26 protein-coding genes are annotated in these 25,250 nt (G+C 62.3%); 13 read left to right on the top strand and 13 right to left on the bottom strand.

From position 1 onward, the window contains the following. The first annotated feature begins 61 nt into the window (after positions 1-61). From KUL25_RS15510 to KUL25_RS15500, 3 genes are read left to right on the top strand one after another with little or no spacing between them, the layout of a single operon-like run. Positions 62-1,294, top strand: a complete 1,233-nt coding sequence (locus tag KUL25_RS15510) for a bifunctional folylpolyglutamate synthase/dihydrofolate synthase (RefSeq protein WP_257894875.1) — start codon at positions 62-64, stop codon at positions 1,292-1,294. A 54-nt stretch (positions 1,295-1,348) separates the two neighbouring features. Continuing rightward, a complete protein-coding gene (locus tag KUL25_RS15505) occupies positions 1,349-1,855 on the top strand; it encodes a hypothetical protein (RefSeq protein ID WP_257893752.1) in 507 nt (168 codons plus the stop codon). Next, positions 1,855-2,478, top strand: coding sequence for a chloramphenicol acetyltransferase (locus KUL25_RS15500; RefSeq protein ID WP_257893751.1), 624 nt, complete (start codon positions 1,855-1,857; stop codon positions 2,476-2,478). The genes KUL25_RS15505 and KUL25_RS15500 overlap by 1 nt, the downstream gene beginning before the upstream one ends. A gap of 76 nt (positions 2,479-2,554) precedes the next feature. Here the strand turns inward: KUL25_RS15500 and zapE are convergent, their stop codons facing one another. Further along, positions 2,555-3,631 carry a cell division protein ZapE gene (zapE, locus tag KUL25_RS15495; RefSeq protein ID WP_257893750.1) on the bottom strand — a complete coding sequence of 359 codons (1,077 nt, stop codon included), beginning with the start codon at positions 3,629-3,631 and terminating at the stop codon, positions 2,555-2,557. Positions 3,632-3,776: 145 nt separating this feature from the next. Here zapE and KUL25_RS15490 point away from each other — a divergent pair, with 145 nt between their 5' ends. Continuing rightward, a complete protein-coding gene (locus KUL25_RS15490) occupies positions 3,777-5,024 on the top strand; it encodes an MFS transporter (RefSeq protein ID WP_257893749.1) in 1,248 nt (415 codons plus the stop codon). 81 nt (positions 5,025-5,105) lie between these two features. Here KUL25_RS15490 and KUL25_RS15485 read toward each other — a convergent pair whose 3' ends face one another. From KUL25_RS15485 to KUL25_RS15470, 4 genes are all read right to left on the bottom strand, one after another. After that, positions 5,106-6,014 carry an ornithine cyclodeaminase family protein gene (locus KUL25_RS15485; RefSeq protein ID WP_257893748.1) on the bottom strand — a complete coding sequence of 303 codons (909 nt, stop codon included), beginning with the start codon at positions 6,012-6,014 and terminating at the stop codon, positions 5,106-5,108. Continuing rightward, entirely contained in the window at positions 6,011-6,634 is a 624-nt protein-coding gene (locus tag KUL25_RS15480) for an HAD family hydrolase (RefSeq protein WP_257893747.1), read from the bottom strand. Before KUL25_RS15480 ends, KUL25_RS15485 begins: the two co-directional genes overlap by 4 nt. Continuing rightward, a complete protein-coding gene (gene fghA, locus KUL25_RS15475; RefSeq protein WP_257893746.1) occupies positions 6,634-7,467 on the bottom strand; it encodes an S-formylglutathione hydrolase in 834 nt (277 codons plus the stop codon). The genes KUL25_RS15480 and fghA overlap by 1 nt, the downstream gene beginning before the upstream one ends. Before the next feature lie 86 nt (positions 7,468-7,553). After that, positions 7,554-8,492, bottom strand: coding sequence for an AEC family transporter (locus KUL25_RS15470; RefSeq protein WP_257893745.1), 939 nt, complete (start codon positions 8,490-8,492; stop codon positions 7,554-7,556). Positions 8,493-8,609: 117 nt separating this feature from the next. Between KUL25_RS15470 and KUL25_RS15465 the strand changes: the two genes are divergently transcribed. Beyond that, on the top strand, positions 8,610-9,230 hold the full coding sequence (locus KUL25_RS15465; RefSeq protein WP_257893744.1) for a TetR/AcrR family transcriptional regulator: 621 nt from the start codon (positions 8,610-8,612) through the stop codon (positions 9,228-9,230). Positions 9,231-9,233: 3 nt separating this feature from the next. Here KUL25_RS15465 and KUL25_RS15460 read toward each other — a convergent pair whose 3' ends face one another. The 5 genes from KUL25_RS15460 to KUL25_RS15440 all read right to left on the bottom strand — a co-directional run bounded on the left by KUL25_RS15460 (position 9,234) and on the right by KUL25_RS15440 (position 13,270). Further along, complete coding sequence (locus KUL25_RS15460) at positions 9,234-9,680, bottom strand: hypothetical protein (protein ID WP_257893743.1); 447 nt, start codon at positions 9,678-9,680, stop codon at positions 9,234-9,236. Next, positions 9,680-10,399 carry an NYN domain-containing protein gene (locus KUL25_RS15455; RefSeq protein WP_068364901.1) on the bottom strand — a complete coding sequence of 240 codons (720 nt, stop codon included), beginning with the start codon at positions 10,397-10,399 and terminating at the stop codon, positions 9,680-9,682. The genes KUL25_RS15460 and KUL25_RS15455 overlap by 1 nt, the downstream gene beginning before the upstream one ends. Before the next feature lie 54 nt (positions 10,400-10,453). Further along, the gene (locus KUL25_RS15450) at positions 10,454-11,446 is read right to left on the bottom strand and encodes a SecDF P1 head subdomain-containing protein (RefSeq protein ID WP_257893742.1); all 993 of its coding nucleotides are present in this window, start codon (positions 11,444-11,446) and stop codon (positions 10,454-10,456) included. A 242-nt stretch (positions 11,447-11,688) separates the two neighbouring features. Continuing rightward, positions 11,689-12,117, bottom strand: coding sequence for a hypothetical protein (locus KUL25_RS15445; protein ID WP_257893741.1), 429 nt, complete (start codon positions 12,115-12,117; stop codon positions 11,689-11,691). 40 nt (positions 12,118-12,157) lie between these two features. Further along, the gene (locus KUL25_RS15440) at positions 12,158-13,270 is read right to left on the bottom strand and encodes an S-(hydroxymethyl)glutathione dehydrogenase/class III alcohol dehydrogenase (RefSeq protein ID WP_257893740.1); all 1,113 of its coding nucleotides are present in this window, start codon (positions 13,268-13,270) and stop codon (positions 12,158-12,160) included. Between the two features lie 75 nt (positions 13,271-13,345). Between KUL25_RS15440 and KUL25_RS15435 the strand changes: the two genes are divergently transcribed. The 6 genes from KUL25_RS15435 (at position 13,346) to infB (ending at position 19,718) form a co-directional block, all read left to right on the top strand. Beyond that, the gene (locus tag KUL25_RS15435; protein WP_257893739.1) at positions 13,346-13,606 is read left to right on the top strand and encodes an I78 family peptidase inhibitor; all 261 of its coding nucleotides are present in this window, start codon (positions 13,346-13,348) and stop codon (positions 13,604-13,606) included. Positions 13,607-13,697: 91 nt separating this feature from the next. Further along, a complete protein-coding gene (locus KUL25_RS15430) occupies positions 13,698-14,072 on the top strand; it encodes an I78 family peptidase inhibitor (RefSeq protein WP_257893738.1) in 375 nt (124 codons plus the stop codon). A 145-nt stretch (positions 14,073-14,217) separates the two neighbouring features. Next, positions 14,218-14,802 carry a ribosome maturation factor RimP gene (gene rimP, locus KUL25_RS15425; RefSeq protein ID WP_068364689.1) on the top strand — a complete coding sequence of 195 codons (585 nt, stop codon included), beginning with the start codon at positions 14,218-14,220 and terminating at the stop codon, positions 14,800-14,802. A 5-nt stretch (positions 14,803-14,807) separates the two neighbouring features. Further along, positions 14,808-16,580: a transcription termination factor NusA gene (gene nusA / locus KUL25_RS15420; protein ID WP_257893737.1), complete on the top strand. Its 1,773-nt coding sequence runs from the start codon at positions 14,808-14,810 to the stop codon at positions 16,578-16,580. A gap of 22 nt (positions 16,581-16,602) precedes the next feature. Next, on the top strand, positions 16,603-17,235 hold the full coding sequence (locus tag KUL25_RS15415) for an RNA-binding protein (protein ID WP_257893736.1): 633 nt from the start codon (positions 16,603-16,605) through the stop codon (positions 17,233-17,235). Further along, positions 17,232-19,718 carry a translation initiation factor IF-2 gene (gene infB / locus KUL25_RS15410; protein ID WP_257893735.1) on the top strand — a complete coding sequence of 829 codons (2,487 nt, stop codon included), beginning with the start codon at positions 17,232-17,234 and terminating at the stop codon, positions 19,716-19,718. Before KUL25_RS15415 ends, infB begins: the two co-directional genes overlap by 4 nt. Positions 19,719-19,848: 130 nt before the next feature. Here the strand turns inward: infB and KUL25_RS15405 are convergent, their stop codons facing one another. The 3 genes from KUL25_RS15405 to KUL25_RS15395 all read right to left on the bottom strand — a co-directional run bounded on the left by KUL25_RS15405 (position 19,849) and on the right by KUL25_RS15395 (position 23,010). Continuing rightward, the gene (locus KUL25_RS15405; RefSeq protein ID WP_257893734.1) at positions 19,849-20,193 is read right to left on the bottom strand and encodes a hypothetical protein; all 345 of its coding nucleotides are present in this window, start codon (positions 20,191-20,193) and stop codon (positions 19,849-19,851) included. Positions 20,194-20,492: 299 nt separating this feature from the next. Then, on the bottom strand, positions 20,493-20,960 hold the full coding sequence (gene tspO / locus KUL25_RS15400; RefSeq protein ID WP_257893733.1) for a tryptophan-rich sensory protein TspO: 468 nt from the start codon (positions 20,958-20,960) through the stop codon (positions 20,493-20,495). Positions 20,961-21,066: 106 nt separating this feature from the next. After that, a complete protein-coding gene (locus tag KUL25_RS15395) occupies positions 21,067-23,010 on the bottom strand; it encodes a lytic transglycosylase domain-containing protein (RefSeq protein ID WP_257894874.1) in 1,944 nt (647 codons plus the stop codon). Between the two features lie 157 nt (positions 23,011-23,167). Here KUL25_RS15395 and dapA point away from each other — a divergent pair, with 157 nt between their 5' ends. Further along, positions 23,168-24,040 (top strand): 4-hydroxy-tetrahydrodipicolinate synthase, encoded by an 873-nt coding sequence (gene dapA / locus KUL25_RS15390; protein WP_257893732.1) that lies wholly within the window; start codon positions 23,168-23,170, stop codon positions 24,038-24,040. Continuing rightward, positions 24,037-25,209 (top strand): MFS transporter, encoded by a 1,173-nt coding sequence (locus KUL25_RS15385; RefSeq protein WP_257893731.1) that lies wholly within the window; start codon positions 24,037-24,039, stop codon positions 25,207-25,209. The genes dapA and KUL25_RS15385 overlap by 4 nt, the downstream gene beginning before the upstream one ends. The last annotated feature ends 41 nt before the right edge of the window (positions 25,210-25,250 follow it).

Genomic DNA, 25,250 nt, shown 5'->3' with positions numbered 1-25,250 from the left:
GTCGCTTGATGCAAAGGCACCGCCCGTGACGACAGCCCGCTCTGACGCCCTCCTCGACCGCATGATGGCGCTTCACCCCAAGATCATCGACCTGACGCTGGACCGCATGTTGCGGATCCTCGCGGCGCTCGATCACCCTGAAACCAAGATCCCCCCGGTCATCCATATCGCGGGCACCAATGGCAAAGGCTCCACCCAAGCGATGATCCGCGCGGGTCTGGAGGGCGCGGGCCTGACCACCCACGCCTATACCTCTCCCCACCTCGCGCGGTTTCATGAGCGGATCAGACTGCGGGGGGATTTGATCGACGAGGGGCTGCTTGGTGACATCCTTGATACGTGCCTTACCGCCAACGGTCCCGATCCGATTACCTACTTCGAGATCACTACCGTTGCCGCGCTTCTGGCATTCTCGCAAACGCCTGCCGACTATACCTTGTTGGAGGTCGGCCTTGGCGGTCGGCTTGACGCCACCAACGTCATAGACACGCCCGCGTTGACGATCATCACGCCGGTGGATCTGGACCACCAGCAGTACCTGGGCGGCACGCTTGCTGCCATTGCGGGCGAAAAGGCGGGCATCGTGAAGCGTGGCGTTCCGGTCATCGTCGGCCCGCAGCAAGATGAGGCGCTTGAGGTCATCGAGGCAAAAGCCGCCCGCCTTGGGGCGCCGGTCATTGCCCATGGTCAACACTGGCATGTCACGACCGAGCGGGAGCGCCTGATCTTTCAGGACGAAACCGGCTTGCTTGACCTGCCGCTTCCCGCGTTGGCGGGCCCGCACCAGATCCAGAACGCGGGGATCGCGCTGGCGGCTCTTCGGGCCCTTGGCAAGGGTGATGCCGATTCCGCCATGACCAACGTTACCTGGCCCGCGCGCATGCAACGTCTGCGCCACGGGCCTCTGACCGACGCCGCGCCGCAAGCCGAGCTATGGCTTGACGGGGGCCACAACCCCCATGCGGCCCGCGCCATCGCGGCGACGCTCGAAACCTTGCCCAAGCGCCCCACCTACCTGATCTGCGGTATGCTCAACACCAAGGACGTCACCGGCTACATGGCGCCGCTTGCCCCTTGGGCGAATAGCCTCACCGCCGTCTCCATTCCGGGTCAGGCGGCAACGCTCAGCGCCGGGGAAACGGCGAAGGCTGCCCAAGCCGCCGGGATCGAAGCGCGGATTGCACCGTCCGTGCAGGAGGCGCTGGCCACGATCACCGCTGCCGACCCCATAGCCCGCGTCCTCATCTGCGGCTCGCTCTATCTTGCGGGCGAGGTCCTCAAGTCCAACGGCTAGCGTGGCGGACTTCTCCCCGTTGACGCGCGGTGGCACAAGCCCCACCTTCGTCATATGAAATACGCTGTCGCCGCCCTTCTTCTGGTCACCCCTCCGGCTCAGGCCGCCCAGTTCCAATTCTGCTGGGTCGGCGCCAATGGCTACACGATGGAGGGACAAATCGGCTTTCCCGATGCGTTCCTCAACACCGGGATCATCACCGAAACCGACGTGATCAGTTTCCAGATCATCGGGCTGATCGACGGCGTGGCCATTGGCTCGTGGAACATGGCCGACGCCACACCTCAAACGTCATGGCTTCTGCGGTTCGACACCGACACCCTGCGCTTTCCCACAGGCGGCATCCGGTCCCAGAACTCGTACCAGGAATGGAATGCCAACGGGCAGGTCAACAACTGCGGCGCGGAAGACGGCTTCGGCTGGAACGGCGGCAATTACGCGCAGGATGTCTGCATCAACAATGTCTGGATCGAGGACAGTTCGATCGACCCCAACACGCCGCTTTTCGCACAGCCCATGGATGTGATGCTGAGCTGTGAAACGACCATCCCGGTCAGCTGATGGAGCATCTCGTCGACCTTGCCGCCTGGCCCCGCACGGCGCAGTTCCGCTTCTTCCGGACCTACCAACGCCCCCATTTCGCCGTCACCTCTCGCGTGGACGTGACCGACCTGATGACCCGCCTCAAGCCTTTGGGTACGTCTCCTTATCGCGCCAGCCTTTATGCCATTGGCGCAGGCATTCACGCGGTGCCTGAGCTTTGCATGCGATTTCGCGGCAATGAGGTGATCCGCCACGACGCGGTCGAGCTATCGATGACCGTCCCCAACAAAGCGGGCAGTTTTTCTTATGCCTACGTCCCCTACCACCCGGATTTCGCTACCTTTGATGCCACGGCCAAGACGCGGATCGCGGCAGCTGCCGACGGCGATCTGGCACCGAACGCGGGCGAGCGGGATGACCTCGCCTATCTTTCCTGCATGCCGTGGCTGGACTACACCGCGCTGACCAACGCCATGCCCGGCCCAGACGACTGCATCCCCCGCGTCGGCTGGGGCAAGATCACCGAAGCGGGGGACCGCTTCTCCATGCCGATGACTTTGGAGGTTCACCACGCATTGGCCGACGGCGCGCACGTCGGCGCCTACTTTACCGCGGCTCAGGAAGCGTTGAATAACCTATAGTGATAGCTGGAACGCGTTAGTCATTGGAAAAAGGCGGTTTTTTGCCCAATCAGTACAGATTTTCTTAACCAATCAATTACGCGCTACCCCAGTCTGCACCTCGCATTTCGCGCAAGCGGCTTGCGGTCCTCTCGAACTCGAACGCGCCGGCCCCTTCGACGTATAGCGCCTCTGGCTCCGCCTCGGCGCTGGCGATCAGGCGGACGTGGCCTTCATACAGCGTATCGACCAACGTGACGAAACGCTTCGCCTCATTGGCGTTGGCGGGCCCCATCTTGGGGATATCTTCCAGCACCAGAACGTTCGCCGCGCCCACCAGCGCCAGGTAATCCGCAGGCCCCAACGCGGTGCCGCAGAGCTGCGCGAATGAGGCGCGGGCCTGCCCCGCCCAGAACCGCGGAATAACGACGTTGCGGCCTTTCACCTCCAGCGTCATCGGCTCATCGCGGCCCCCCGTCAGGTCGCGCCAGATCAGGTCGATGGCACGCTTGGCATTGGCATCCGTGGGGCTGAACCAGACTTGCTCTCCGGCGAGGCGATCCTGCCTGTAGTCGGTCATTGCGTCCAGTTCATCCACCTCCATCCGCTCTTCCAGAAGATCGATAAAAGGCAGGAACAATGCGCGGTTGAGACCGTCCTTGTAGAGGTCCTTCGGGGGCCTGTTGGAGGTAGTGATGATCACGACGCCGGCCGCGAACAGCCGCTCGAACAGGCGGCCCACGATCATCGCATCGGCGATATCGGTGATCTGCATTTCGTCGAAACACAGCAGTTTCAGGTCGCGCGCGATATCTTCGGCCACGGGTTTGATCGCATCGTCGACCCCGGTTTTGCGAACCTCGTGGAGGGCAGCCTGCACTTCCTGCATGAACGCGTGGAAATGCACGCGCCGTTTTCCGGCAATGCCTGCGTGCTGGAAGAACATGTCCATCAGCATCGACTTGCCACGCCCGACGCCGCCCCAAAGGTAGAGCCCCTGCTTGGCCGTGGGTTCCGCCTTGCGAAACCGCGACAGAAAGCCCTTGGGTTGCGGGGTATCAAGGCTCTCGCGTACGGCCTCCAGCCGCTCCATCACGGCGCGCTGCGCCGGGTCGGGACGCAATAGCCCTTCCGAGACGCGGGTATCATAAAGCGAGGTCAGGCGTTGCGGCATAATCGGCTTTCTAACGGAAATCGCGTCCCTTTGCCCATGGAAATCAGCACGTTCACAGAAATTCACCACACTCGTCACAAGGACTGAATTGACGGCGTCGCGCAGAGGCGACACAGTCGCGCGACCGCCACCCGAAGGACATTCCGTGGACCGCAAAGACACCCTCATCACCCCCGTCCTGATCGGCGGCTGCGCGATTATCCTGATCAGCTTTTCGGTCCGCGCCAGCTTCGGCTTGTTCCAGATCCCCATTGCCGAGGAATTCGGCTGGCTGCGCGCTGAATTCAGCCTCGCCATCGCAATCCAGAACCTTGCATGGGGCATCGGCCAGCCGATCTTCGGGGCCTTGGCCGAGCGCTTCGGCGACCGCAAGGCGATCATGTTGGGCGTGGCGCTTTATATCATCGGGCTGGTCTTCTCGGCCTATGCGATTACGCCGGGCCAACATCAATTGCTTGAGGTTCTCGTCGGATTCGGCGTGGCGGGCACCGGGTTTGGCGTTGTCCTTGCGATGGTCGCCCGTGCCGCCTCGGATGAGAACCGGTCGATGACGCTTGGCATCGTGACGGCCATGGGTTCGGCTGGCCAGGTCGTGGGCCCGCCCCTGGCCGAGGCGTTGCTGGCCAACTTCCCCTGGCAGACCGTGTTCCTGATCTTCGCAGGCATCGTCTTCGCCTCGCTCCTGTTCCTGCCGCTCCTGCGTGCGCCCGAGCGTTCTTCCACGCCGCAGTTGGAAGAGACGATGTCCCAGATTGTCGGCAAAGCCCTCCGCGACCCGTCGTTCACCCTGATCTTCATCGGCTTCTTCTCTTGCGGCTACCAACTGGGCTTCATCACCGCCCACTTCCCGGCCTTCATAACCGAGTTCTGCGGCCCCATCGCGCCGGGTGGCGTTCTGCATTCCATGGGAGTGACCACAACCTCGGCCCTGGGCGCTGTGGCGATTTCGGTCATTGGCGCGGCCAATATCGGCGGTACGCTTTTCGCGGCGTATCTGGGCAAGACCTATTCCAAAAAGAACCTTCTGGCGGCGATCTACACTGGCCGCACCATCGCGGCGGCGGCCTTCATCTTGCTGCCGGTCACGCCCACGTCCGTGATCGTGTTCTCTGCCGTCATGGGGTCGCTCTGGCTTGCCACCGTTCCGCTGACCAGCGGGCTCGTCGGCTACATCTACGGATTGCGCTACATGGGCACGCTCTACGGGATCGTCTTCTTCAGCCACCAGTTGGGCAGCTTCATCGGCGTCTGGCTTGGCGGTGCGCTTTTTGATGCCACTGGCGACTACAATGCCGTCTGGTGGGTCGGCGTCGGGGTCGGCGCGCTCAGTGCGATCATCCACCTGCCGATCAAGGAAATCCCCTTGGGCAAGCGCACCCCATTGGCGGCCTGAGCCTCCTTCATCTTGCCCATACAACTCCGGGGGTCCGGGGGCAGCGCCCCCGGTTGGTCGCCCGTCAGGGCGAAATACCGGTCAGCCGACCCGTACTGCATCCAGAATGTAGCGCGCGACCATCAGGTCCAGATGTGCCCCACCACCGTTCTTGCACAGGGTGATCTCGGTCTCTGACGTCCGCCTCACCAGGTCCATGTCGTAGAAATCGGCCACCACATCGGATTCGAAGAACACCCCAGCCTCCAGCGGGATCTTCAGCTCTCCGATATGCGCTAGCGTCGTGGCCCGGCTGTCCACGAACACCCGTGACCTGCGCAACGTGTCGTCGTCCACCTCCCTCATGTCGGGCCGATAGGCGCCGATCAGGTCCAGGTGCGTGCCCGGTTGCAGCCATTTGCCCGCCAGGATCGGTTCCGTCGTCATGGTGCCGGTGCCAATGATGTCGGCCTCTCCCACGGCCGCCTCCAGATCGCGGGCGATCTGCATGCCGGGATAACGCGCCGCAAAGGCCGCCGCCTTGGCAAGGCTGCGACCCCAGATCGTGAACGTGGCGTCGGGAAAGGCCGCGGAATAGGCCTCGAAGAGGGAGCGCGCGACATTGCCCGAGCCGACAAGCAGGATGCGTTTCGCATCGGGACGCGCCAGTTTGCGCGCCGCCAGAAGGCTGTCGCCGGCGGTCTTCCACTTGGTCAGCAGGTGGAAATCGATGATCGCCTCCAACGTGCCGTCCCTGTCCGAGAACAGACAGACGCCGCCGTTGATCGCAGGCTTGCCCAGTGCCTTGTTGCCTGGAAAGATCGTGGCGGTCTTCACCAACTGCCCCAACCCGTCGATCCAGGCCGCGCGGCTCAGTAGCGTGTCGTCGCCGCGATAAAGGAACGTATCGCCAATCTCGGCGCGGGGCAGGCGGTGGCCTGCCTCGATCGCGTCGCTCAGCGCGATCCAGTCCAGTTTCTCTTCGGCCTCCGGGCCAATTATCACCGTCACAGCCCCGCCTCCTTTTCATCAAGCAGCCCCTCGGCCACCAGCTTTTCGGCCCATCCCCGCGGGCCTTCGAACAGGTGCGTCTGCCAGCCCCGGGCAGCCGCTGCGACGATATTATCAACGCGGTCATCGGTGAACAGCAGCCTCTCGGGCGCTAGGCCACAATCCGCTTCAACCCGCGCATAGATCTCGGCATCGGGTTTGATCACGCCCATATGCCCCGAGATATACGCGCGGTCGAACTCCGTCAGAAACGGATACTCCGGCTTGGCGATATCAAATGTCTCGATCCCGAAATTCGACAGGGCAAACACAGGGACGCTGCGACGACGCAAATGGCGGAGGAGGGACACGGAATGGGGAATGACGGGCGACGCCATGTGCAGCCAATCGTCGTGCCACAGCATGATGTCGGCGCGGAACGTGGGGTTCGCCTCGGCGCATTCGACAACCATGTCGCGGAAATTTTCACCCCGATCCACACGGTCATTCATAGCATGCAGATCGACGGCGGCGAACATCGCGCGCCGCCGGTCCTCACCGATCACCCGGTCATAGTGCCGCTCGGGCTGCCATTCGATCAGAACGTTGCCGATATCGAAGATGACGGCATCAACAGCCATCAGGCAGAGTAAAGCGCTTCGGCATGGAAGGTTACGTGGTCTTCCATGAAGCTGGATACGAAGAAATAGGAGTGGTCATAGCCGGGCTGCATCCGCAGTTGAAGTTCTTGCCGACGCAACGTCGCCGCATGGGCCAGCGCCTCGGTCTTCAACAAGTCTCCGAACTGGTCGTTGGTGCCGGTGTCGATCAGCATCGGCCCGTCAAAGCCCGCCGCGTGCATCAGCAGCGTGGCATCGTGGGGCGCCCAGTCCTCTTCATCTTCACCTAGATAAGCAGTCAGCTGTGTGCGGCCCCACTCGCTGTTGGTCGGGTTGCAGATCGGCGCGAAAGCCGAGACGGAAGTGAAACGATCCGGATGCCGCATCGCGATGGTCAACGCCCCATGCCCGCCCATCGAGTGCCCCATGATCGCCTGACGATCCTGATCCAGGGCGAAATTCTTGAACACCAGCGCGGGCAGGTCATCGACCACGTAATCCCACATGTTGAAATGCGGCGCCCAGGGGCTTTGCGTCGCGTTGACGTAGAAGCCCGCGCCCTGACCCATGTCATAGGCGGGATCATCGGCCACGCCTTCGCCGCGCGGCGAGGTGTCGGGGAAAATCACCGCGATGCCCTGCTCGGCGGCCCAGCCCTGGGCACCCGCCTTGCTCATCGCGTTCTCATGGGTGCAGGTCAGGCCCGACAGATACCACAAGATGGGCACCGGGCCATGAACGGCTTCGCCCGGCATGAACACACCGAATGTCATGTCACAGCCCGTGGCGTCGGACCTGTGCGTGTAGACGCCCTGTGTGCCGCCGAAGGCCTTGTTCTCGGAAATGGTTTCCATTGGCTCGATGCTCCCCAACCTGTTTTGTCATGGAGTAACGCGGCGCCGGGCCAGGGTGCAACGTTTACGTTCCCTTTGGGCAACGTTTACGCGCCAGATAGCGGCGCCAACCACGCAATCACGGCTGAAACCGTCAGGATCGACACAGCGGTCGAGATCAGGATCGCCGCCGAAACCCGCTGCGGTGCCACGCCGTAGTGTTGCGCCAGAATGTAGACATTGCCCGCCACCGGAAGGGAGGCCGCCGCGATCATGACCGCCGCGTCGTAGGAGGGCACATCGAAGATCAAAAGCGCCGCCACGGCCACCGCCGCCGGATGCAGGACCAGTTTGCAGAAGGTGAGCCAACCCGCCACGGACATCCGCTCGGCTGATTTTCCTGCCAGCGATGCGCCAATGGCGAAAAGCGCGCCGGGCGTGGCCGCCGCCCCCAGGATCGCGAGGAACTCGTTCACCGGGCCCGGCACGGCTAGGCCGGTGGTGGACCAGGCAAGGCCCAAGGTGATCGAGACGATCATCGGGTTCTTCAGCAACCCGATCCCGACCGTGCGCAACACTCCGAAAGACATCCGCCCATCGCGCGATCCTGTTACGATGATTACGATCAGGCTGGAGAACACGATCAAGTCCAGCGACAGCACCAACAGGATGGGGCCTGCGGCGGCCTCGCCCAGAAGCACCACAAGCATCGGAACGCCCAGAAAGCCCACGTTGCCGATCACGGCGCATTGGGCCTCGAACGCGGCTTCATCGACGGGGCGCTTGCGGATCATCGCGACGGCGGTGGCGATGAAATAGACGACGAAACACGCCGACAGATACGCCCCCACGAACTGCCAATCGAAGATCTCGGACAGCGACAGGTTCGCCGCAAAGCGGAACAGCATGGCCGACAGCGCGAAGTAGAAGACGAACTTAGTCAGGTAGGCCGCCGCCTCGGACGTGAAAAAGCCCGTGCGACAGGCTTGGAACCCCAGCGCGATCAAGGCGAAAAAAGGCAGCGTCTTCAGGAAGATTTCCAGCATGCTCCAGCGCTATGCCAAGCGCCCGCCGCTGTCCAGCAAGCGTGTTGCCCAAACGACCATCTTGCCGGAACTGAACTAAGTAGTTTACAATAGTCGTCAGGAGAGAGACGCCACTTCATGAACGCAGAGTTACAGATCAAGAAAGGTCGCAAATACGACCAGGTCATCGCCGGCGCGCGTGCTGTTTTCATGCGCGAAGGCTTTGAGGGCGCGTCAGTAGACGAGATCGCCCGCGATGCGGGTGTGTCGAAGGCAACGCTTTACAGCTACTTCCCCGACAAACAGCACCTGTTCCTTGAAGTGCTCAAGACCGAATGCGCCGCGCAGTCCGAGGTCGACGTGCTGTTCGAGCAGAAGGGCCTGAGCGTCGAGGAAAAGCTCGCCGTGATCTGCAAAAAGCTGATCACCTTCCTGCTCAGCGATTTCGGGCAGGACATGTTCCGTGTCTGCGTCGCGGAATCCAAGCGTTTCCCGGATCTGGGGACAGCTTTCTACGCCAGCGGCCCAAAGCACTGGGGCGAAAAGATCAGCAGTTTCCTGTGTAGTGACAAGGCCCGTGCCGTTCTGGATGTGGAAGACCCGGACCTTGCCGCGGATCAACTGGCGCAACTGTGCCGCACCGATCTGATGCTGAAAGTCATGTTCGGAATCGAGCAAGATCCCAAGGAAGAGGAAATCGACCGCATCGTCGATGAGGCCGTGCGCACGTTCCTTGCCCGCTATGTTCGCGCGGCCTAGGCTCTAGTGCGCCGTGAACCGATAATCGCGGGCGATGTCATCTTCCTTCATACGCAGATCTTGAACAGCCGCTTTGCGTAACGCCTTGGGCCAGAACGCAAGCCCCGCCCCATTCGACATCAGAACCGAGACCTCCCACCGCCCGGGGTGCCGCGCGAACAGCAACGGCAGGATCGCGACGCCAAGGCCTTGCTGCCTGTGGACGGGATCAACGCAGAACTCGGCCATCTCGAAGTCGAGGTCCGGCTCTTGCGGGATACGGACGAACGCAAAGCCTTGGGGCGCATCGTTTCCGAAGCGGTAAGGAAATCGCGCAGACGGCTCCTGCCAGTACCGCTCGAAGTAGGGATCGTCGGTGGTGGCGTCGCCGGGGCACAACTCGGCCATGTAGGCTGCATAGGAACGGGCAAGGGTTGGTTTCTCGGCCGCCTCTGCCAGCCAAAGTCGCATCAGTCCAGGCGCCGCACCAGCAGTTGGTTGCCCTGACCGCGCTTCACTTCCAGCATTTTCAGGCTTTCGACCAGATCGCTCAACTTGCGTTTGCCATAGGTCCGCGTGTCGAAATCGGGATTGGCGGCGGTCATGTATTGGCCAAGCTGCCCCAGTGAATACCAATCGTCGTCCTGTTCGATCGCCTCCATGGCGCGGAAGATCAGGTCGCGCGCCTCGTTCAGGGGGGCGGCTTCCGGTTTCGGGTCACGCTTGGCGGCGGGGGTGCCTTTGGGCTGATCCGGCAGAATGTTTTCAATGAAGATGAACCGCTTGCAGGCCTTCCGGAAGGCCTCGGGCGTTTTCTGTTGGCCGATGCCGTAAACGTCCAGGCCCTGTTCGCGGATGCGGCTGGCGAGCCGGGTGAAGTCGCTGTCGGAAGAGACCAGCACAAAGCCGTCGAACCGGCCCGAATGCAGGATGTCCATCGCATCGATCACCAGCGCGATATCGCTCGCGTTCTTGCCTACGGTGTTGGCGGGCTGGTGATGGGGTACGATGCCGTATTCCGCCTGCACCCCAGACCAGCCCTTCATGTGGGTCGAGCTGAAATCCCCGTAAATCCGCCGCACGGATGCCTCCCCAAACCGCGCGATCTCTTCAAAGATCGCCTGGGCGTGCTTGTGAGACGTGTTGTCGGCGTCGATCAGTACGGCAAGCAGCGGAGTATCATTGGCCATGAGTAGTTCCCCTTTTTGCCCTGTGTTGCACATCGCGAGGGCAAGGGAAACGCGCTACCCGCCGCAGGGAATGTCACCCCGGATGCGCGCGGCGATGTTTTCGGCCTCGGCCTTTTGAAAGCTGCCACTGATCTGTAGCTCTACGCCCGTTATGGCTTCCTGCACCGTCGGGTCTGTGATGACCTCGCCGCAGACAGAAAGCGCGATGCGCTCGCCCAGATGTTCCCCGGTCTCCGCGCCGAACCACAGGGCAAGCCCGGGCCCGAAGGTCAGGTTGATGACGTGTCCGCCGGTAAAGGGGGACACCGCGACGCGGGCTTCGATGATTTCTTCGGTCATCGCCTCGTAGGTGTCGGATGGGCTGGATATCGTCAGCCCGGATATGGGCGCTAGCGTCGCAGAGGGCGTTGGCAGCAAGTCCTCGATCGTGATGTCGTCGCCCGCGACCGCAAAGGTATCGCAGGTTGCGATTCCGGCCATGACATCCGCCGCGCGACGGGCCGTTTCCGCATCCCCCAAGGGGATGACCATCATGCCCGATCCCAGGTTTTCCAACGGCCTGAACGGCGCAAATACCTGGCCGCAAATCGAGATGCTGATGCCTTCCGACGGCGCGACGGCCGCGTATTCCATGACGACCGGCAGAAACTCTTGGTGTGCGAAAAGGACCAGGTTCTCTCCGTCGGTGTCCACGATCGTGAACGCGGATGGTTGGGCGAGGACGATGTCGCCGGGCACCCCAAGTTCCAGCGGAGCGCCAGCGCGTGGGTCAGCAACCGGCGCCACAACCGGCAAAGGGGCGCCAGCAGGGGCGGCAGCGCGCTCTGCAAGAAAATCCTCACACTCGATCTCGCCGCTCATCAGTTGCACGGCGGAATTGGCAAGTTCGGGACTGCCAAGGGGAATGATAACCTCACCTTGGGCCATGGTGGGATTGGGTTGGAACGGGGCAAACGCCAACCCGCAGAAGGCGACATTGATCCCGTCGGGCGTCCCTCTGGTCGCGTAGTCACGGGCAAAGTGGTGCCAGTCTTCAAGTACGGTCATGACGAAATTGCCGCCCTCAGCCTGCACCGAACTGTACGCCCAGGGTGCCCATTCCGAAAAGTCGCCCTGAAGGCCGAGTTCGAAACGGGGCAGGTCTTCATAGTCGATGCTTTGGGCGGTCGCGTGGGACGAGAGTGCCGCAAAAATCGCGGGGAGGAGGCAGAAAGAACGCAAAACTATATTCCCAAAGAAACCTTGGGCCGCCCCATTGCGGCGCGGCCCAAGGTGTAAGTATTGCGAGCTTACTTCGTGCCGCCGGGCGCAGGCACCGGCGTGGGCGCTGTGCCGCCGGGCACGCCGTTTCCGTCCACGACCTCATCCCAGATATCGCCAAGGCGATCGGCGATCGTCTCGCGGGCATCGCTGTCGTCGTCGACGTTGTAGACCACGAGGAACGGCGCCACGAGGCCGCTTTCGTCAGCGCAGATGAACAACCCATCCACCACTTCGCCACGCAGGTCATAGCCGCCGATGGTCCAGTTCGAGCGCCCGGTAAATCCGTCGCCGCCGAACCGCTGGCGGTAGGTATTGAACGTTGTTTCCGCGTAATTCATGCAGGTATCGCGGTCGGGTAGTGACGAAAAGTCCGTCACCGTCCAGCCCTCGGCCTGGGCGGCTCCGGAGGCGGCAAGGGACAAGGCGGCGGCAGTCAGAATACGTGTTGGTTTCATTTGGGGACCTTTCACAAAGTTCTCATGGGTAAATCTCGGGTCAGTAGACGACAACGGAGCGGATGGACTCGCCGCGGTGCATCAGGTCGAAACCTTCGTTGATGTTGTCGAGCGTCAGGGTGTGGGTGATCATCGGGTCGATCTCGATTTTCCCGTCCATGTACCAATCCACGATTTGCGGCACGTCGGTGCGCCCGCGCGCGCCGCCAAAGGCCGTGCCGCGCCAGCTGCGGCCGGTGACCAGTTGGAACGGGCGGGTGCTGATTTCGGCACCGGCCGGGGCCACGCCGATGATGATGCTCTCGCCCCAGCCCTTGTGGCAGGCCTCCAGCGCGGTGCGCATCACGTCCACGTTGCCGGTGGCATCGAACGTATAATCGGCCCCGCCACCCGTCAGTTCAACAAGGTGGCCCACCAGATCACCGGAGACCTCCTTGGGGTTCACAAAATCGGTCATGCCGAAGCGCTTGGCCATCTCGACCTTGCCGGGGTTGATGTCGACGCCCACGATCTGATCCGCGCCCGCAAGGCGCAGGCCCTGGATCACGTTGAGGCCGATACCGCCCAAGCCGAAGACAATCGCACGGCTGCCGATCTCCACCTTGGCCGTGTAGATCACCGCGCCGATGCCGGTGGTCACGCCGCAGCCGATGTAGCAGATCTTGTCGAACGGCGCGTCCTTGCGGACTTTCGCCAACGACACCTCGGGCACCACGGTGTGGTTCGCGAAGGTAGAACATCCCATGTAGTGCAGGATCGGCGTCCCATCGAGCATGGAGAATCGCGAAGATCCATCGGGCATCAGGCCCTGCCCCTGGGTCGCCCGCACCTTCTGGCAGAGGTTGGTCTTGGGGTTGAGGCAGTATTCACACTCCCGACACTCCGCCGTGTAAAGTGGGATCACGTGGTCTCCGGGCTGCAACGACGTCACGCCGGGGCCGACCTCCAGCACCACGCCGGCGCCTTCATGGCCAAGAATGGCAGGGAAAAGCCCCTCAGGGTCCGCGCCGGAGAGGGTGAATTCGTCCGTATGGCAAATGCCAGTGGCCTTGATTTCGACCAGCACCTCACCGGCGCGCGGGCCGTCAAGGTTCACTTCCATCACTTCCAATGGTTTGCCGGCCTCTAGGGCAACGGCGGCTCTCGTACGCATTTTTGCGTGTCCTCCCGTAGACTTGTGTTTGTGCAAGACTGTGACAATCTCGGATACAAAGCAACGGAGGATACCATGACCCGTTTCCCCTTGATCGTCGCCTTGATGATGGCTCCGGTGATGACCATGGCGCAAACGGCGGGGTCCGACCTCTGCGGCGCGGCGGGGTTGCAGGGGCTTGTGGGCCAACGTGCCGAGATTGCCGAGATGCTGGAGCTGGACCACCCCAAGCGCGTGATCAGGCCGGGCACCATCGTGACGCGGGACTACCGGGTTGAGAGGATCAACTTCGACGTGAACGACACCGACCGCATCACGCGGGTCTACTGCGGTTAACCTTACTAAGGGTTCCCTTAGGTGAAGAAGGCGGTCCGGTCTGGTAGGTAGGGCCCATATTCAACACCCTTCACCCTTCGGAGTTTTTCCAATGACTATTTCTACAAAAGCAATTTTCGCCGCTCTTGTTGTGGCACTAACCCCTGCTGTGGCTTCAGCCCAAAGCCATTCTGGCGTCATCTTCAGCCCCCTTCCGATTGCGGGCGGTGTCGCGCAAAACCCAACAGGCGGTACGCAGTGGAACCCGCAACCCTTGCCCGGCGGCCACACGGTGCCCGTGCAAGGTCATGATTGTGGGGCCGCCCATGCGTACTACTGGATCGGCCAAAACATCACCCATGCCCCAGTGCCCGCAAACGTGCGCGTGATCTGGCCTCATACCGTAGTGACGTACGACTATCGCCCGTATCGCCTCAATCTTGCGACGGACGATCGTGGCACCGTTCTGCGCGCCTATTGCGGCTAATCGCCTAGTGGGGAGGGCGGCCTTGCGCCGCCCCCTGATTCCCCCTATATCGACTTCAACAGCGGCGCCGACACTTCGGCACCACCGACACTTGCAGCGGGCCGCACGGCCCGCTTTTTCGTTTCTAGGACCCCTTAAGACCACAATGTCTGATCTGATCGCCAAGACCTCCATGGACCGCCGGATGGCGGAAATCGTCACGCCCTCGATCGAGGCGCTGGGGTTCGAGGTCGTGCGCATCCGCGTCATGGGCGGCAAGACCAACACGCTACAGATCATGGCCGAACGTCCCGAGGGCGGCATCGACGTGGATGAATGCGCCCAGATCTCCAATGCGATCTCCGTCCTGTTGGACGTGGAAGATCCGCTGGAAGACGCCTACGCGCTGGAGGTCTCCAGCCCCGGTATCGACCGGCCGCTTACGCGCCTGAAGGATTTCGAGACGTTCGAGGGCTATGAAGCAAAACTGGAAACCACCGAGATGATCGGCGGGCAGCGGCGCTTCAAGGGTATCCTTGCGGGAGTGGAAGACGGTGAAGTTCTGGTCAATCTGGATCAGGGCAATGAGACGGTCACCGTCGGCCTCAACTTCGAATGGCTCAGCGATGCAAAGCTGGTGCTGACCGAAGAGTTGATCAAGGAAATGCTGAAACAGCGCAAAGATGCGGGCCTCATCAACGAGGCCGATTTTGACGATATTGAAGAAGAGCCCACCGAGGCGGAGGACTAACGCACATGGCCATTACATCAGCCAACCAGCTGGAACTGCTGCAAACCGCCGAGGCGGTCGCCCGTGAAAAGATGATCGACCCCAATCTGGTGGTCGAGGCGATGGAAGAATCCCTCGCCCGTGCCGCCAAGTCCCGTTACGGCAGCGAGTTGGACATCCGCGTTGCCATCGACCGCAAGACGGGTCGCGCCACCTTCACCCGTGTGCGCACCGTGGCCGATGAGGACACGTTGGAAAACGACAAGGCCGAGATCCTGTTGAAAGACGGGATCGACACCGTGAAACACGCGCGCCCGAATGTGGTGGTCTTCAATGCCAAGTCCCACGTTTACGACGAAGAAGGCGAGGTCGTGGAAACCCGCGACGTGAAGCGCTTCGTGCTGCGCGCGCCGACGGAAAACGACAAGCTGCTGACCGAGGGTGTGGACCAGTCCGCCGACCCCGTCGTTGGTGACATGATCGCCGACGAAGTGCCGCCCGTGGAAATGGGCCGGATCGCCGCGCAGTCGGCCAAGCAGGTGATCCTGCAAAAAGTTCGCGAAGCCGAGCGTGACCGTCAGTACGAAGAGTTCAAGGACCGCGTGGGCGAGATCATCAACGGCGTCGTCAAGCGCGAGGAATACGGCAACGTCATCGTGGACGTGGGCTCGGGCGAAGCGCAGTTGCGCCGCAATGAAAAGATTGGCCGCGAAGCCTACCGCAACGGCGACCGCATCCGCTGCTACATCAAGGATGTGCGCCGCGAGAACCGGGGCCACCAGATCTTCCTGTCGCGCACCGCGCCCGAATTCATGCGTGAGTTGTTCAAGATGGAGGTGCCCGAGATTTATGACGGCATCATCGAGATCAAGGCCGTGGCCCGTGACCCCGGTTCCCGCGCCAAGATCGCCGTCATCTCCTACGACAACGGCATCGACCCCGTGGGTGCCTGCGTGGGTATGCGCGGTTCTCGCGTGCAGGCCGTCGTGAACGAGTTGCAGGGCGAAAAGATCGACATTATCCCGTGGAACGAAGACGCGCCCACGTTCCTGGTGAACGCGCTCCAGCCCGCCGAGGTCTCCAAGGTGGTTCTTGATGAGGACGCCGGCAAGATCGAAGTCGTGGTCCCCGATGAGCAACTGTCGCTGGCCATTGGCCGTCGTGGCCAAAACGTGCGGCTTGCGTCGCAGCTGACCGGCCTGGACATCGATATTCTGACGGAAGAGGAAGAATCCAAGCGCCGTCAGGCCGAGTTCGAAGAGCGCACGAAGCTGTTCATGGACAGCCTCGACCTGGACGAGTTCTTTGCGCAGCTTCTGGTTTCCGAAGGGTTCACCGCCCTGGAAGAAGTCGCCTACGTGGAAGCGGATGAACTGCTGGTCATCGACGGCGTCGATGAAGACACGGCCAAGGAATTGCAGGCCCGCGCCCGCGATTACCTGGAAGAGCAGAACAGACTGGCGCTGGAGAAGGCAAAAGAACTGGGCGTCGAAGACAGCCTTGTTGCATTCGAAGGCCTCACGCCCCAAATGTTGGTGGCACTTGGTGAAGATGGCGTGAAAACGCTGGAAGACTTCGCCACCTGCGCCGATTGGGAACTGGCCGGTGGCTGGACGACCGACGGCGGCGAGCGCATCAAGGACGATGGCTTGCTGGAACCCTTCGAAGTCTCTTTGGAAGAAGCACAGAACATGGTGATGACCGCACGCCTGCAATTGGGTTGGGTGACGATCGAGGAATTGGAAGCCGATGCGGCCGCCGAATCCGAGGCTAACGCACAGGAGTTGGCAGAGGGCTAACGCCCTTTGCCAGTACCCGCGAATGACGCGTGGTGGCCAACATAAGGACCGAAGTGACGGTCCCGAGCGGAAGTGCATTGCAACCGGAGAGATCGCGCCAAAGCGCGGTTTCATCCGGTTCGTTGTTGGTCCCGATGGGCAGGTTGTTGCCGACACGCTGGAGAAACTGCCCGGTCGTGGCATGTGGGTCAGCGCGGATCGTGCGGCGCTTGAGCTGGCGGTGAAGAAGAACCTTTTCTCACGCGCGGCGAAACAACAGGTGAGCGTGCCCGACGATCTGGTGGACCGGGTGGAAACCCAACTGGTGCGCCGGGTGACGGATCTGATCGCCCTGTGCCGCAAGGGCGGCAAGGCGGTCGCGGGCTTTGAGAAGGTGAAAGACTGGCTGGCGAATGAAAACGTCGGCGTGCTGCTACAGGCCTCTGACGGGTCGGAACGCGGCAAATCGAAACTATGGACCCCGCAAGGGGCAAGATACTTCGGCATCCTGACCGCCCAGGAATTGGGTTTGGCTTTCGGACGCCAAAGTGTGATACATGGCGCGCTTGCCGCTGGTGGACTCAGCCCTCGTGTTATAGAGGACGCCGTGAGACTCCAGGGACTGCGTGTAGCAGACGGTGGCCAGACCACCGAGAAGGACAGACAGAACGCATGAGCGATCAAGACGGAAAAAAACCACTTGGCCTATCTGGTGGCGCGCGGTCAGGCCGCGTGAACCAAAGCTTTTCTCGCGGGCGCACCAAATCTGTGGTGGTCGAGACGAAGCGCAAGCGCGTGATGGTGCCCAAACCCGGTGCACCCTCTGCTGCCATGCAAAATGCCGAAGGCGGCAAGCGCGACAAGTCGGTCCCCGACGCCGAGATGGAGCGGCGCCTGAAGGCGTTGCAGGCCGCCAAGGCCCGCGAAAGCCAGGAAGCCGAAGAGCGCGTGCGCGCAGAGCAAGAGCGTGAAGAAGAACGCAACCGCCGCCGCGCCGATGCCGAAGCCAAAGAGCGTGAAGAGCGCGAGCGCGAAGAGGCGCTGAAGGCCAAGGCCGAAGAAGACGAACGTCGCAAGGCCGAGGAAGAAGCGCGCCGCAACGCGCCCGCCGAAGCCGCGACCCCGGCCGCTGCCCCTGCCGATCCAACCGCCGCCCCATCCGGGTCGCGCGGTGGTGGCAAGGCTGTGCCCGCCCGCCGCGAACCCGAGCGTGACAACAAGCGCGAGAACCGGGGCCGTGGTAACGACGACGGGGGGCGCCGTTCCGGCAAGTTGACCGTCAACCAGGCGATGACCGGTGGCGAAGGTGGCCGTCAACGCTCCATGGCGGCGATGAAGCGCAAGCAGGAACGTCAGCGCCAAAAGGCGATGGGCGGCTCCGTTGATCGCGAAAAGGTCATTCGTGACGTGCAGATCCCCGAGACGATCATAGTCTCGGAACTGGCAAACCGTATGTCCGAGCGTGTTGCAGACGTCGTCAAGGCGCTGATGAACAATGGCATGATGATCACGCAGAACCAGCCGATTGATGCGGATACGGCGGAACTGATCGTCGAGGAATTCGGCCACCGCGTACAGCGTGTCTCGGATGCAGACGTCGAACAGGTGATCGATACGGTCGAGGATGATGAAGGCAAGATGCAGCCGCGTCCGCCGGTCATCACGATCATGGGCCACGTCGACCACGGCAAAACCTCGCTTCTCGACCGCATCCGTCAGGCCAATGTGGTCTCTGGCGAAGCGGGCGGGATTACCCAGCACATCGGTGCTTACCAGGTCACAACCGAATCCGGCGCTGTTCTGTCGTTCCTCGACACTCCCGGCCACGCGGCGTTCACGTCGATGCGGGCGCGCGGTGCTCAGGTCACGGACATCGTGGTTCTGGTGGTTGCAGCCGATGACGCCGTGATGCCGCAGACGATCGAGGCGATTGCCCACGCGAAAGCGGCCAACGTGCCGATGATCGTGGCGATCAACAAGATCGACCGACCCGCAGCCGACCCGCAAAAGGTCCGCACGGATCTGTTGCAGCACGAAGTGATCGTGGAAGCGATGTCCGGCGATGTGCAGGACGTCGAGGTTTCGGCCATGACCGGCCAAGGCCTGCCGGAACTGCTGGAAGCCATCGCGCTTCAGGCGGAACTGCTGGAACTGAAAGCCAACCCCGACCGCGCCGCGCAAGGTGCCGTGATCGAGGCACAGCTTGATGTGGGCCGTGGTCCTGTCGCCACCGTTCTCGTGGAAAAAGGCACGCTGCGCCAAGGCGATATCTTCGTCGTGGGTGAGCAGTGGGGCAAGGTCCGCGCACTGGTCAACGACCAGGGTGAGCGGGTGAAGGAAGCTGGCCCCTCGGTTCCGGTTGAGGTGCTCGGTTTGAACGGTACGCCCGAAGCGGGCGACGTGTTGAACGTTGTCGACACCGAAGCTCAAGCCCGTGAGATCGCAGAATACCGCGAGCAGGCCGCCAAGGATAAGCGCGCTGCTGCCGGTGCCGCCACAACCCTCGATCAGCTGCTGGCAAACGCCAAAGCTGACGAGAACGTGCGCGAGTTGCAGGTGGTGATGAAGGCCGACGTGCAGGGCTCTGCCGAGGCGATCGTTCAGGCGCTGGAAAAGATCGGCAACGACGAAGTTCGCGTCCGCGTGCTGCACTACGGTGTCGGGGCGATCACGGAATCGGACATCGGCTTGGCCGAAGCCTCCGGTACGCCGGTTATCGGCTTCAACGTCCGGGCGAACGCGCCGGCGCGCCAGGCCGCGAACCAGAAGGGTGTGGAAATCCGCTACTACTCGGTGATCTACGACCTCGTGGACGACGTGAAAGCGGCCGCCTCCGGCCTTCTGGGTGCAGAAATCCGCGAAAACTTCATCGGCTACGCCAACATCAAAGAGGTCTTCAAGGTCTCTGGCGTGGGTAACGTGGCGGGTTGCCTGGTCACAGAAGGCGTCGCACGACGCTCGGCCGGTGTGCGCCTGCTGCGCGACGATGTGGTGATCCACGAAGGCACGTTGAAAACGCTGAAGCGCTTCAAGGACGAGGTCAAAGAGGTCCAGTCCGGCCAAGAATGCGGTATGGCGTTCGAGAACTACGAAGACATCCGCCCCGGCGACGTCATCGAGATCTTCGAGCGGGAAGAGGTTGAGCGATCGCTCACCTGATCCGGCTTACAGCTAGATACAAAAGGGCGCCCGATGTGGCGCCCTTTTTTGTGTTCGCCCCGTACAAAAGAAAGCCCCCCGCCATGGTGGCGAGGGGCTGACCCGGGGGAGGAGGTCCCGTGATCTGTTCTTAGTTGTTCTCACGATCAGCGGCGCGCAGGCGCTCGAAGATGTCGGCGCCGTAAGCGGGCGTGCCGTTCACGACGGTTGCGCCGTTCAGGCCGCGCAGGTCGCCGGTGCCGTCAGCGTATTCGTTGAACAGGGCGAAGGCTTCAGCCAGGGGCGTCATGCCGCGGGTAGAGACCTGCGTGGTGTTCTCGCCATTGGGCAGGGCCACGACGTCCGAGGCGCTATCGGCCGACTGGTTGAAATGCGCGATGGCGAAGGCGGTGGAGGCCGATTGCGCGAAAGCCGGAGCAGCGAGGGAAGCGGCCATGGACAGGGTGGTGGCGGCGATGATTGCGATCTTTTTCATGACGTTAGTCCTTTTTCTTTTCTGAGTGGGCGGCGGTTGTCGCGGCCCCTGGTTTGGGTTGTCTTGGGGAAGCGCGGCGTCTTGCTGCGTTCCGATGAGATGAATATGCGCCTTGTGTTGTCGTGATTCCACACACGTAACCGAGAGAATTGCGCGATATAGGTGCGCATATGCACAGAGGGCACCCCGCCCTGCACCAACCACACAGGCCCGTGAAAGCCCGTCTCGCCGCCGTGAGGACGGCGCGGGTTTTTGCAACAATTCTGGAAAGAGGGTGGCGACTCAGGCCTGCAAGGGACTCAGCCCAATGCGGCCTTCTCGGGGTTCAGGCGCCAAACCGACAGGTTCAAGGCACCCGCAATCGTCACCCAGACTAGGTAAGGCACGATCAGCAAGCCCGCTAAAGTATCAGCCATGAAGAACGTCACCATGCATCCCGCGACAGAAATCCACAGGAACGACAGGACAAGCGCCCCGGCGCGGATCCGCTCCAACCCGAAGAAAACAGGGGTCCACAGGGTGTTCAGCGCGATCTGGAATGCCCAAAAGCCCATGGCGTGGGCTGAATCGCCCAAGACAGCCACCCGCGTCGCCGCGATTGCCGAGCAGATATAGAGGACAGTCCAGGCAAGGGGGAACAGCCAATCCGGCGGTGTCCAGATTGGTTTGGACAGGTCGCGATACCATTGACCCGGCGAAAACATTGCGCCCGTCGCAGCTGCCGCGCCGCACGCACCAAGAAACAAGGGGAACACTGACCAATCCATAGTTCACACCTATCCTATTCTTCGGCTCGGTCCAGCACCGTCTGCAAGCGCGCGCAACATTTGCGGAGGCCCCCACAGAAGTGCGCTGGACCAAGCGGTGCTGGTTCTATTGCACCAACCGCTCGCTAAGGCCCAACGTCGGCAACTCTCCGGTCAATTGCGCCTCGTAGATGGGCAAGCTTTCGATCACACGCATGATGTAGTTGCGGGTTTCGGTGAAGGGGATGTCTTCGATCCAGTCGATGACGTCATCTACGTCACGGGGATCGCCGAAGCGCTCCAGCCATTGCCGGACTCGTCCCGGCCCGGCGTTATACCCCACCGAGACCAGCACCGGGTTGCCGTCATAGGCTTCCAACAGCCCCGCGATGTAGTTGGACCCCAGAAGCACGTTGTACGCCGGATCACTGCGCAGGCGGCTTTCCGAGAAGGCGATCCCCAGCTCTCCGGCTGAATCGCGGCCGGTCCCGGGCATCACCTGCATCAGCCCCATCGCGCCCGCGCCGGACACGACGAACGGGTCGAACTCGCTTTCCCTGCGCGCAATCGCAAGGGCAAAGGCGCGGGGAATCGGCAGGTCCACGTCTTCAAGATCAGCCAGCGGGTAGTAGGCGGAAAAAAGCTCGTGCCCCGATTGCGCCGCCCGTTTGGCGACCAGAAGCGCGTAATGCGGCTCGCCCAACTCCAGCATCAGGCTTCCCATCATGCCGGCCTCCGTCTCATCGAGGCGTTCGGTGATATGGGTAAAGAAGCGCTCGGCCAGATTAACCTGGCCCGCCTCGTACAGCAGCATCGCGGCGTGAAAGACATCAAGATCCGCGAAGCTGGACGTTCGCCAATCGCCGTAATCCCGGGTCCCGAGAAATTCGGGATCCACCGGTAAGCCGCCGCGTTCCTGTGCAAGCTGTCCGTAAAAACTGGATTGATACTGGGCCCCCAGGGCATAGGCCTCTGCCGCCGCCTCGGCGTTGCCTGCCGCCTCATGGGCACGGCCAAGCCAATAGCCCGCACGCCCGACCGAGATCGGAGAGAACACAACCTCGCGGAACGCCTCGAAATGGCCAACGGCGACCTCAGGCCGGTCCAGTTGCAAGGCGCAGTAGCCCGCGATCCATTCCAGATCCGCAAAGCGGATATAATCGTCGGTGGGCTCGATCCGGTGGTTCGCGGCATACTCGTAACACAGTTCGTGTTCGCCCTCACGCATCACATCGCGGGCCAGGTCCGCACGTCGGCGGCCCCATTCAGCGGGACGCCCCAGGCTGGCGGCCGAGACCGAGCGTTCGGCCATCAACTCGCCCGCGCTTTCCCAAAGGCCTTCGCGAATGCGCCAGATGAACCGCTCGTAGGCCAAGCCGGGGTCGTTCTGTAGCGACGCCGGGATCGCATCGATCAGGGCGTTCACGCCGGGGGCACGGTCGCGCAGCGCCAGCCGCGCGGTCGCCAGGGGCACGTATTCCTCGGGCACGAGGGAAAACATCGCCCGCGCGCGTTCTTCTGCGTTTTCCCACAACAGATGGTCGAGCCGCGCGATGTGATGATCTTGCGTCAGCAAGTTGCCGAATGCGCGATTGAGGGCCTGCGCGTTCATGCCGGTCATCACCAGCGACGTCCAGGCACGGACGACGATAGCCTCTGCCACAACTGGGTTGCCCGTATCTGCCAGCGCCTGGGCAAGGGCAAGGGACCCGGCCCCGGTTTCGGGCAGGACGTCGGCAAAGTAGTCCATGATTTCCGCCGCGTCGCCGCCTTCGGGGATCGAAGGCTCACCCTGGCGGCGCAGGTAGTCCAGACCGGGCCAATCCGGGTTGCGGTCAAGGAACGAGATGTATTCGGCAAAATCACCCTCGCCACGCCGCAGTCGCGTCCAGGCAAGAAGGTCCAACGCGACAGGATCGGTCAGGGATTGCGCTGCGGCGGATCCTCCGGCCAGATCCCCTTGGTTGTAGGCCGCCAGCGCCAGGGCCAAAGCCTCGGAGTCCGATTGCGCGAACGTGGGGGTCGCTCCGGCGAAAGAGCAAAGGACAAGGGCCGTCATCAGGCGTCGCATGGTCACGCGGCGTCTCCTAGTTGTGTTGTCCCTAGAAACTCCAAGATAATGCACAAGCGCTCAGACGCAACTCACGAACTTGGCAATCCCGCGCCCGCCTTGTATTGGGGCAGGAAATTGCCGCTAACCCCCCCCTCCTGATTGAAGGACGCGAATGATGTTCCAAGGTTCAATGCCCGCTCTGGTCACGCCGATGACAAAAGGTGCTGTGGACTTTGACGTGCTGAAACGTCTGGTGGAGTGGCATATCGCGGAAGGCTCTAACGGGTTGGTTCCTGTCGGCACGACTGGCGAAAGCCCCACGTTAAGCCATGAAGAGCATGAGGAGGTGATTGAGACGGTGGTGAAGGCCGCGAACGGTCGCGTGCCGGTGATCGCGGGGGCCGGGTCCAACAACACTGCAGAGGCATTGCACCACGTGCAGCACGCCAAGGCCGTAGGGGCGGACGCCACCCTTGTGGTGACGCCCTACTACAACAAGCCCACTCAGCGCGGGCTGATCGCCCACTACGAGGCGCTGGCCGAGGTTGGCATCCCGATCTTCATCTACAACATCCCCGGACGGTCCGTCGTGGACATGTCGCCCGAAACTATGGGCCATTTGGCCAAGCACCCGATGATCATCGGCGTGAAAGACGCAACCGCCGACATGGCCCGCGTGTCCCAGCAACGGGCCGCATGTGGCGCGGATTTCGTGCAGATGTCTGCCGAGGATGCCAGCGCGCTTGGCTTCAACGCCCATGGCGGTGTCGGCTGTATCAGCGTCACGGCCAACGTTGCGCCGAAGCTGTGCGCCGAGTTCCAGGCCACCATGCGCGCAGGTGATTTTGCCACGGCGCTAAGCTACCAGGATCGTCTGATGCCGCTGCATGAGGCGATCTTTACGGAGCCGGGCCTGTGCGGCGTGAAATACGCGATGTCCGTCCTTGGCCTTTGCTCGGACGAAGTGCGCTTGCCTTTGGTGGGGGTGGAGGCCGCGACGAAGGTCAAGATTGAAGCCGCCCTGCGCCACGCGGGCCTTCTCAATTGAACACCCCCTCGGACGGCGACATAACGTCCGAGCGCAGCTTGATCGCCATCATGTCGGCCACGAATTTCGTGATCGGCATGGGCGCGTTCATGGTCATCGGGATGCTGCCGCCCCTTGCGGCGGACCTTGGGTTATCCGTGTCCCTGGCGGGGTGGGTCATGACGATCTACGCGATCGCCTACGCCGTGACGTCGCCGCTTCTGGTCTCGGCCACGGGCCGAGTAGGGCGCCGCAAGGTTCTGTTCGCGGGCCTTTCGATCTTTGCGATGGCCAATTTGCTTGCGGCTCTTGCGCCCAATGAAGGGGTGCTTTTCATCGCCCGCGCGCTGGCGGCGGTGGGGGCCGGGATCACCACACCTGTCACCGCCGCCGTCGTCGCGGGCGTCGTGGCGCCGCAACAGCGGGCGCGGTCGCTTGCATCGGTGATGTTCGGCCTGACGTTGGCGCAGGTGATCGGCGTTCCTGCGGGGGGCTTTGTCGCTTTCACCTTCGGCTGGCGGTTTGCCTTCCTGATCGTTGCCATCATCGCGTTGCCGTGCCTGTTTCTGATCTGGACCCGTGTGCCGCGCGGCCTTCACTTCCAGCCCGTGGGACTGAGGGACCTTGGCGCGGTCATCGCGGATGGCCCCATCATGTTGGCCATTCTTGTGACCGCAACTTTCCTTGGCGCGATCTATGTGCCGTTGACCTTCCTTGCATCGCTGCTGGAAGAGGTCATGGGATATGGTCGCAACGGGATCAGTGGCATTTTGCTGTGCCTTGGGCTTGCGGCGGTATTCGGCAACCTGTTGGGCGGATGGATGGCGGACCGCTTCGGTCCGACCCGCACGCTGCTGTTCCTGGCCCTGACCCAAATTGTCGCCATGCCCCTGTTCTCCACGCTGCCCATGGCGGGGTGGCTCTTGTTCACACTGGTCTTCGTTTGGTCCACCTTCGGCTGGTCCATCACCGCACCGCAACAGGCCCGTATCATAAGCCTGCGTCCCGAACGCGCGCCCGTGGTTCTGTCCCTGAATGCGGCGGCCATCTACATCGGCGCGGCGCTGGGATCGGCCATCGGCGGGGCGGTCATCGCAGGCCACGGGCTGATCGCCCTGGGCATCGCAGGGGGACTGGGCGCAGCAATCGCGTTGGCCAATATCATCCTTTCGGCACGGATCAGCGGCTGACTCCGGTGGACTTGCACCGACAGGGTCCCTAGATAACCCTG

This window comes from Gymnodinialimonas phycosphaerae (genome assembly GCF_019195455.1).
GTDB lineage: Bacteria > Pseudomonadota > Alphaproteobacteria > Rhodobacterales > Rhodobacteraceae > Gymnodinialimonas > Gymnodinialimonas phycosphaerae.
This window is presented reverse-complemented; position numbering and strand designations above follow the sequence as displayed.

Coding starts and splice junctions, on each gene's coding strand:
- KUL25_RS15510 (WP_257894875.1), top strand. CDS start 62: ATGATGGCGCTTCACCCCAAGATCATCGACCTGACGCTGGACCGCATG.
- KUL25_RS15505 (WP_257893752.1), top strand. CDS start 1,349: ATGAAATACGCTGTCGCCGCCCTTCTTCTGGTCACCCCTCCGGCTCAG.
- KUL25_RS15500 (WP_257893751.1), top strand. CDS start 1,855: ATGGAGCATCTCGTCGACCTTGCCGCCTGGCCCCGCACGGCGCAGTTC.
- zapE (WP_257893750.1), bottom strand. CDS start 3,631: ATGCCGCAACGCCTGACCTCGCTTTATGATACCCGCGTCTCGGAAGGG.
- KUL25_RS15480 (WP_257893747.1), bottom strand. CDS start 6,634: ATGGCTGTTGATGCCGTCATCTTCGATATCGGCAACGTTCTGATCGAA.
- fghA (WP_257893746.1), bottom strand. CDS start 7,467: ATGGAAACCATTTCCGAGAACAAGGCCTTCGGCGGCACACAGGGCGTC.
- KUL25_RS15470 (WP_257893745.1), bottom strand. CDS start 8,492: ATGCTGGAAATCTTCCTGAAGACGCTGCCTTTTTTCGCCTTGATCGCG.
- KUL25_RS15465 (WP_257893744.1), top strand. CDS start 8,610: ATGAACGCAGAGTTACAGATCAAGAAAGGTCGCAAATACGACCAGGTC.
- KUL25_RS15460 (WP_257893743.1), bottom strand. CDS start 9,680: ATGCGACTTTGGCTGGCAGAGGCGGCCGAGAAACCAACCCTTGCCCGT.
- KUL25_RS15455 (WP_068364901.1), bottom strand. CDS start 10,399: ATGGCCAATGATACTCCGCTGCTTGCCGTACTGATCGACGCCGACAAC.
- KUL25_RS15450 (WP_257893742.1), bottom strand. CDS start 11,446: ATGACCGTACTTGAAGACTGGCACCACTTTGCCCGTGACTACGCGACC.
- KUL25_RS15445 (WP_257893741.1), bottom strand. CDS start 12,117: ATGAAACCAACACGTATTCTGACTGCCGCCGCCTTGTCCCTTGCCGCC.
- KUL25_RS15440 (WP_257893740.1), bottom strand. CDS start 13,270: ATGCGTACGAGAGCCGCCGTTGCCCTAGAGGCCGGCAAACCATTGGAA.
- KUL25_RS15435 (WP_257893739.1), top strand. CDS start 13,346: ATGACCCGTTTCCCCTTGATCGTCGCCTTGATGATGGCTCCGGTGATG.
- KUL25_RS15430 (WP_257893738.1), top strand. CDS start 13,698: ATGACTATTTCTACAAAAGCAATTTTCGCCGCTCTTGTTGTGGCACTA.
- rimP (WP_068364689.1), top strand. CDS start 14,218: ATGTCTGATCTGATCGCCAAGACCTCCATGGACCGCCGGATGGCGGAA.
- nusA (WP_257893737.1), top strand. CDS start 14,808: ATGGCCATTACATCAGCCAACCAGCTGGAACTGCTGCAAACCGCCGAG.
- KUL25_RS15415 (WP_257893736.1), top strand. CDS start 16,603: ATGACGCGTGGTGGCCAACATAAGGACCGAAGTGACGGTCCCGAGCGG.
- infB (WP_257893735.1), top strand. CDS start 17,232: ATGAGCGATCAAGACGGAAAAAAACCACTTGGCCTATCTGGTGGCGCG.
- KUL25_RS15405 (WP_257893734.1), bottom strand. CDS start 20,193: ATGAAAAAGATCGCAATCATCGCCGCCACCACCCTGTCCATGGCCGCT.
- tspO (WP_257893733.1), bottom strand. CDS start 20,960: ATGGATTGGTCAGTGTTCCCCTTGTTTCTTGGTGCGTGCGGCGCGGCA.
- KUL25_RS15395 (WP_257894874.1), bottom strand. CDS start 23,010: ATGCGACGCCTGATGACGGCCCTTGTCCTTTGCTCTTTCGCCGGAGCG.
- dapA (WP_257893732.1), top strand. CDS start 23,168: ATGTTCCAAGGTTCAATGCCCGCTCTGGTCACGCCGATGACAAAAGGT.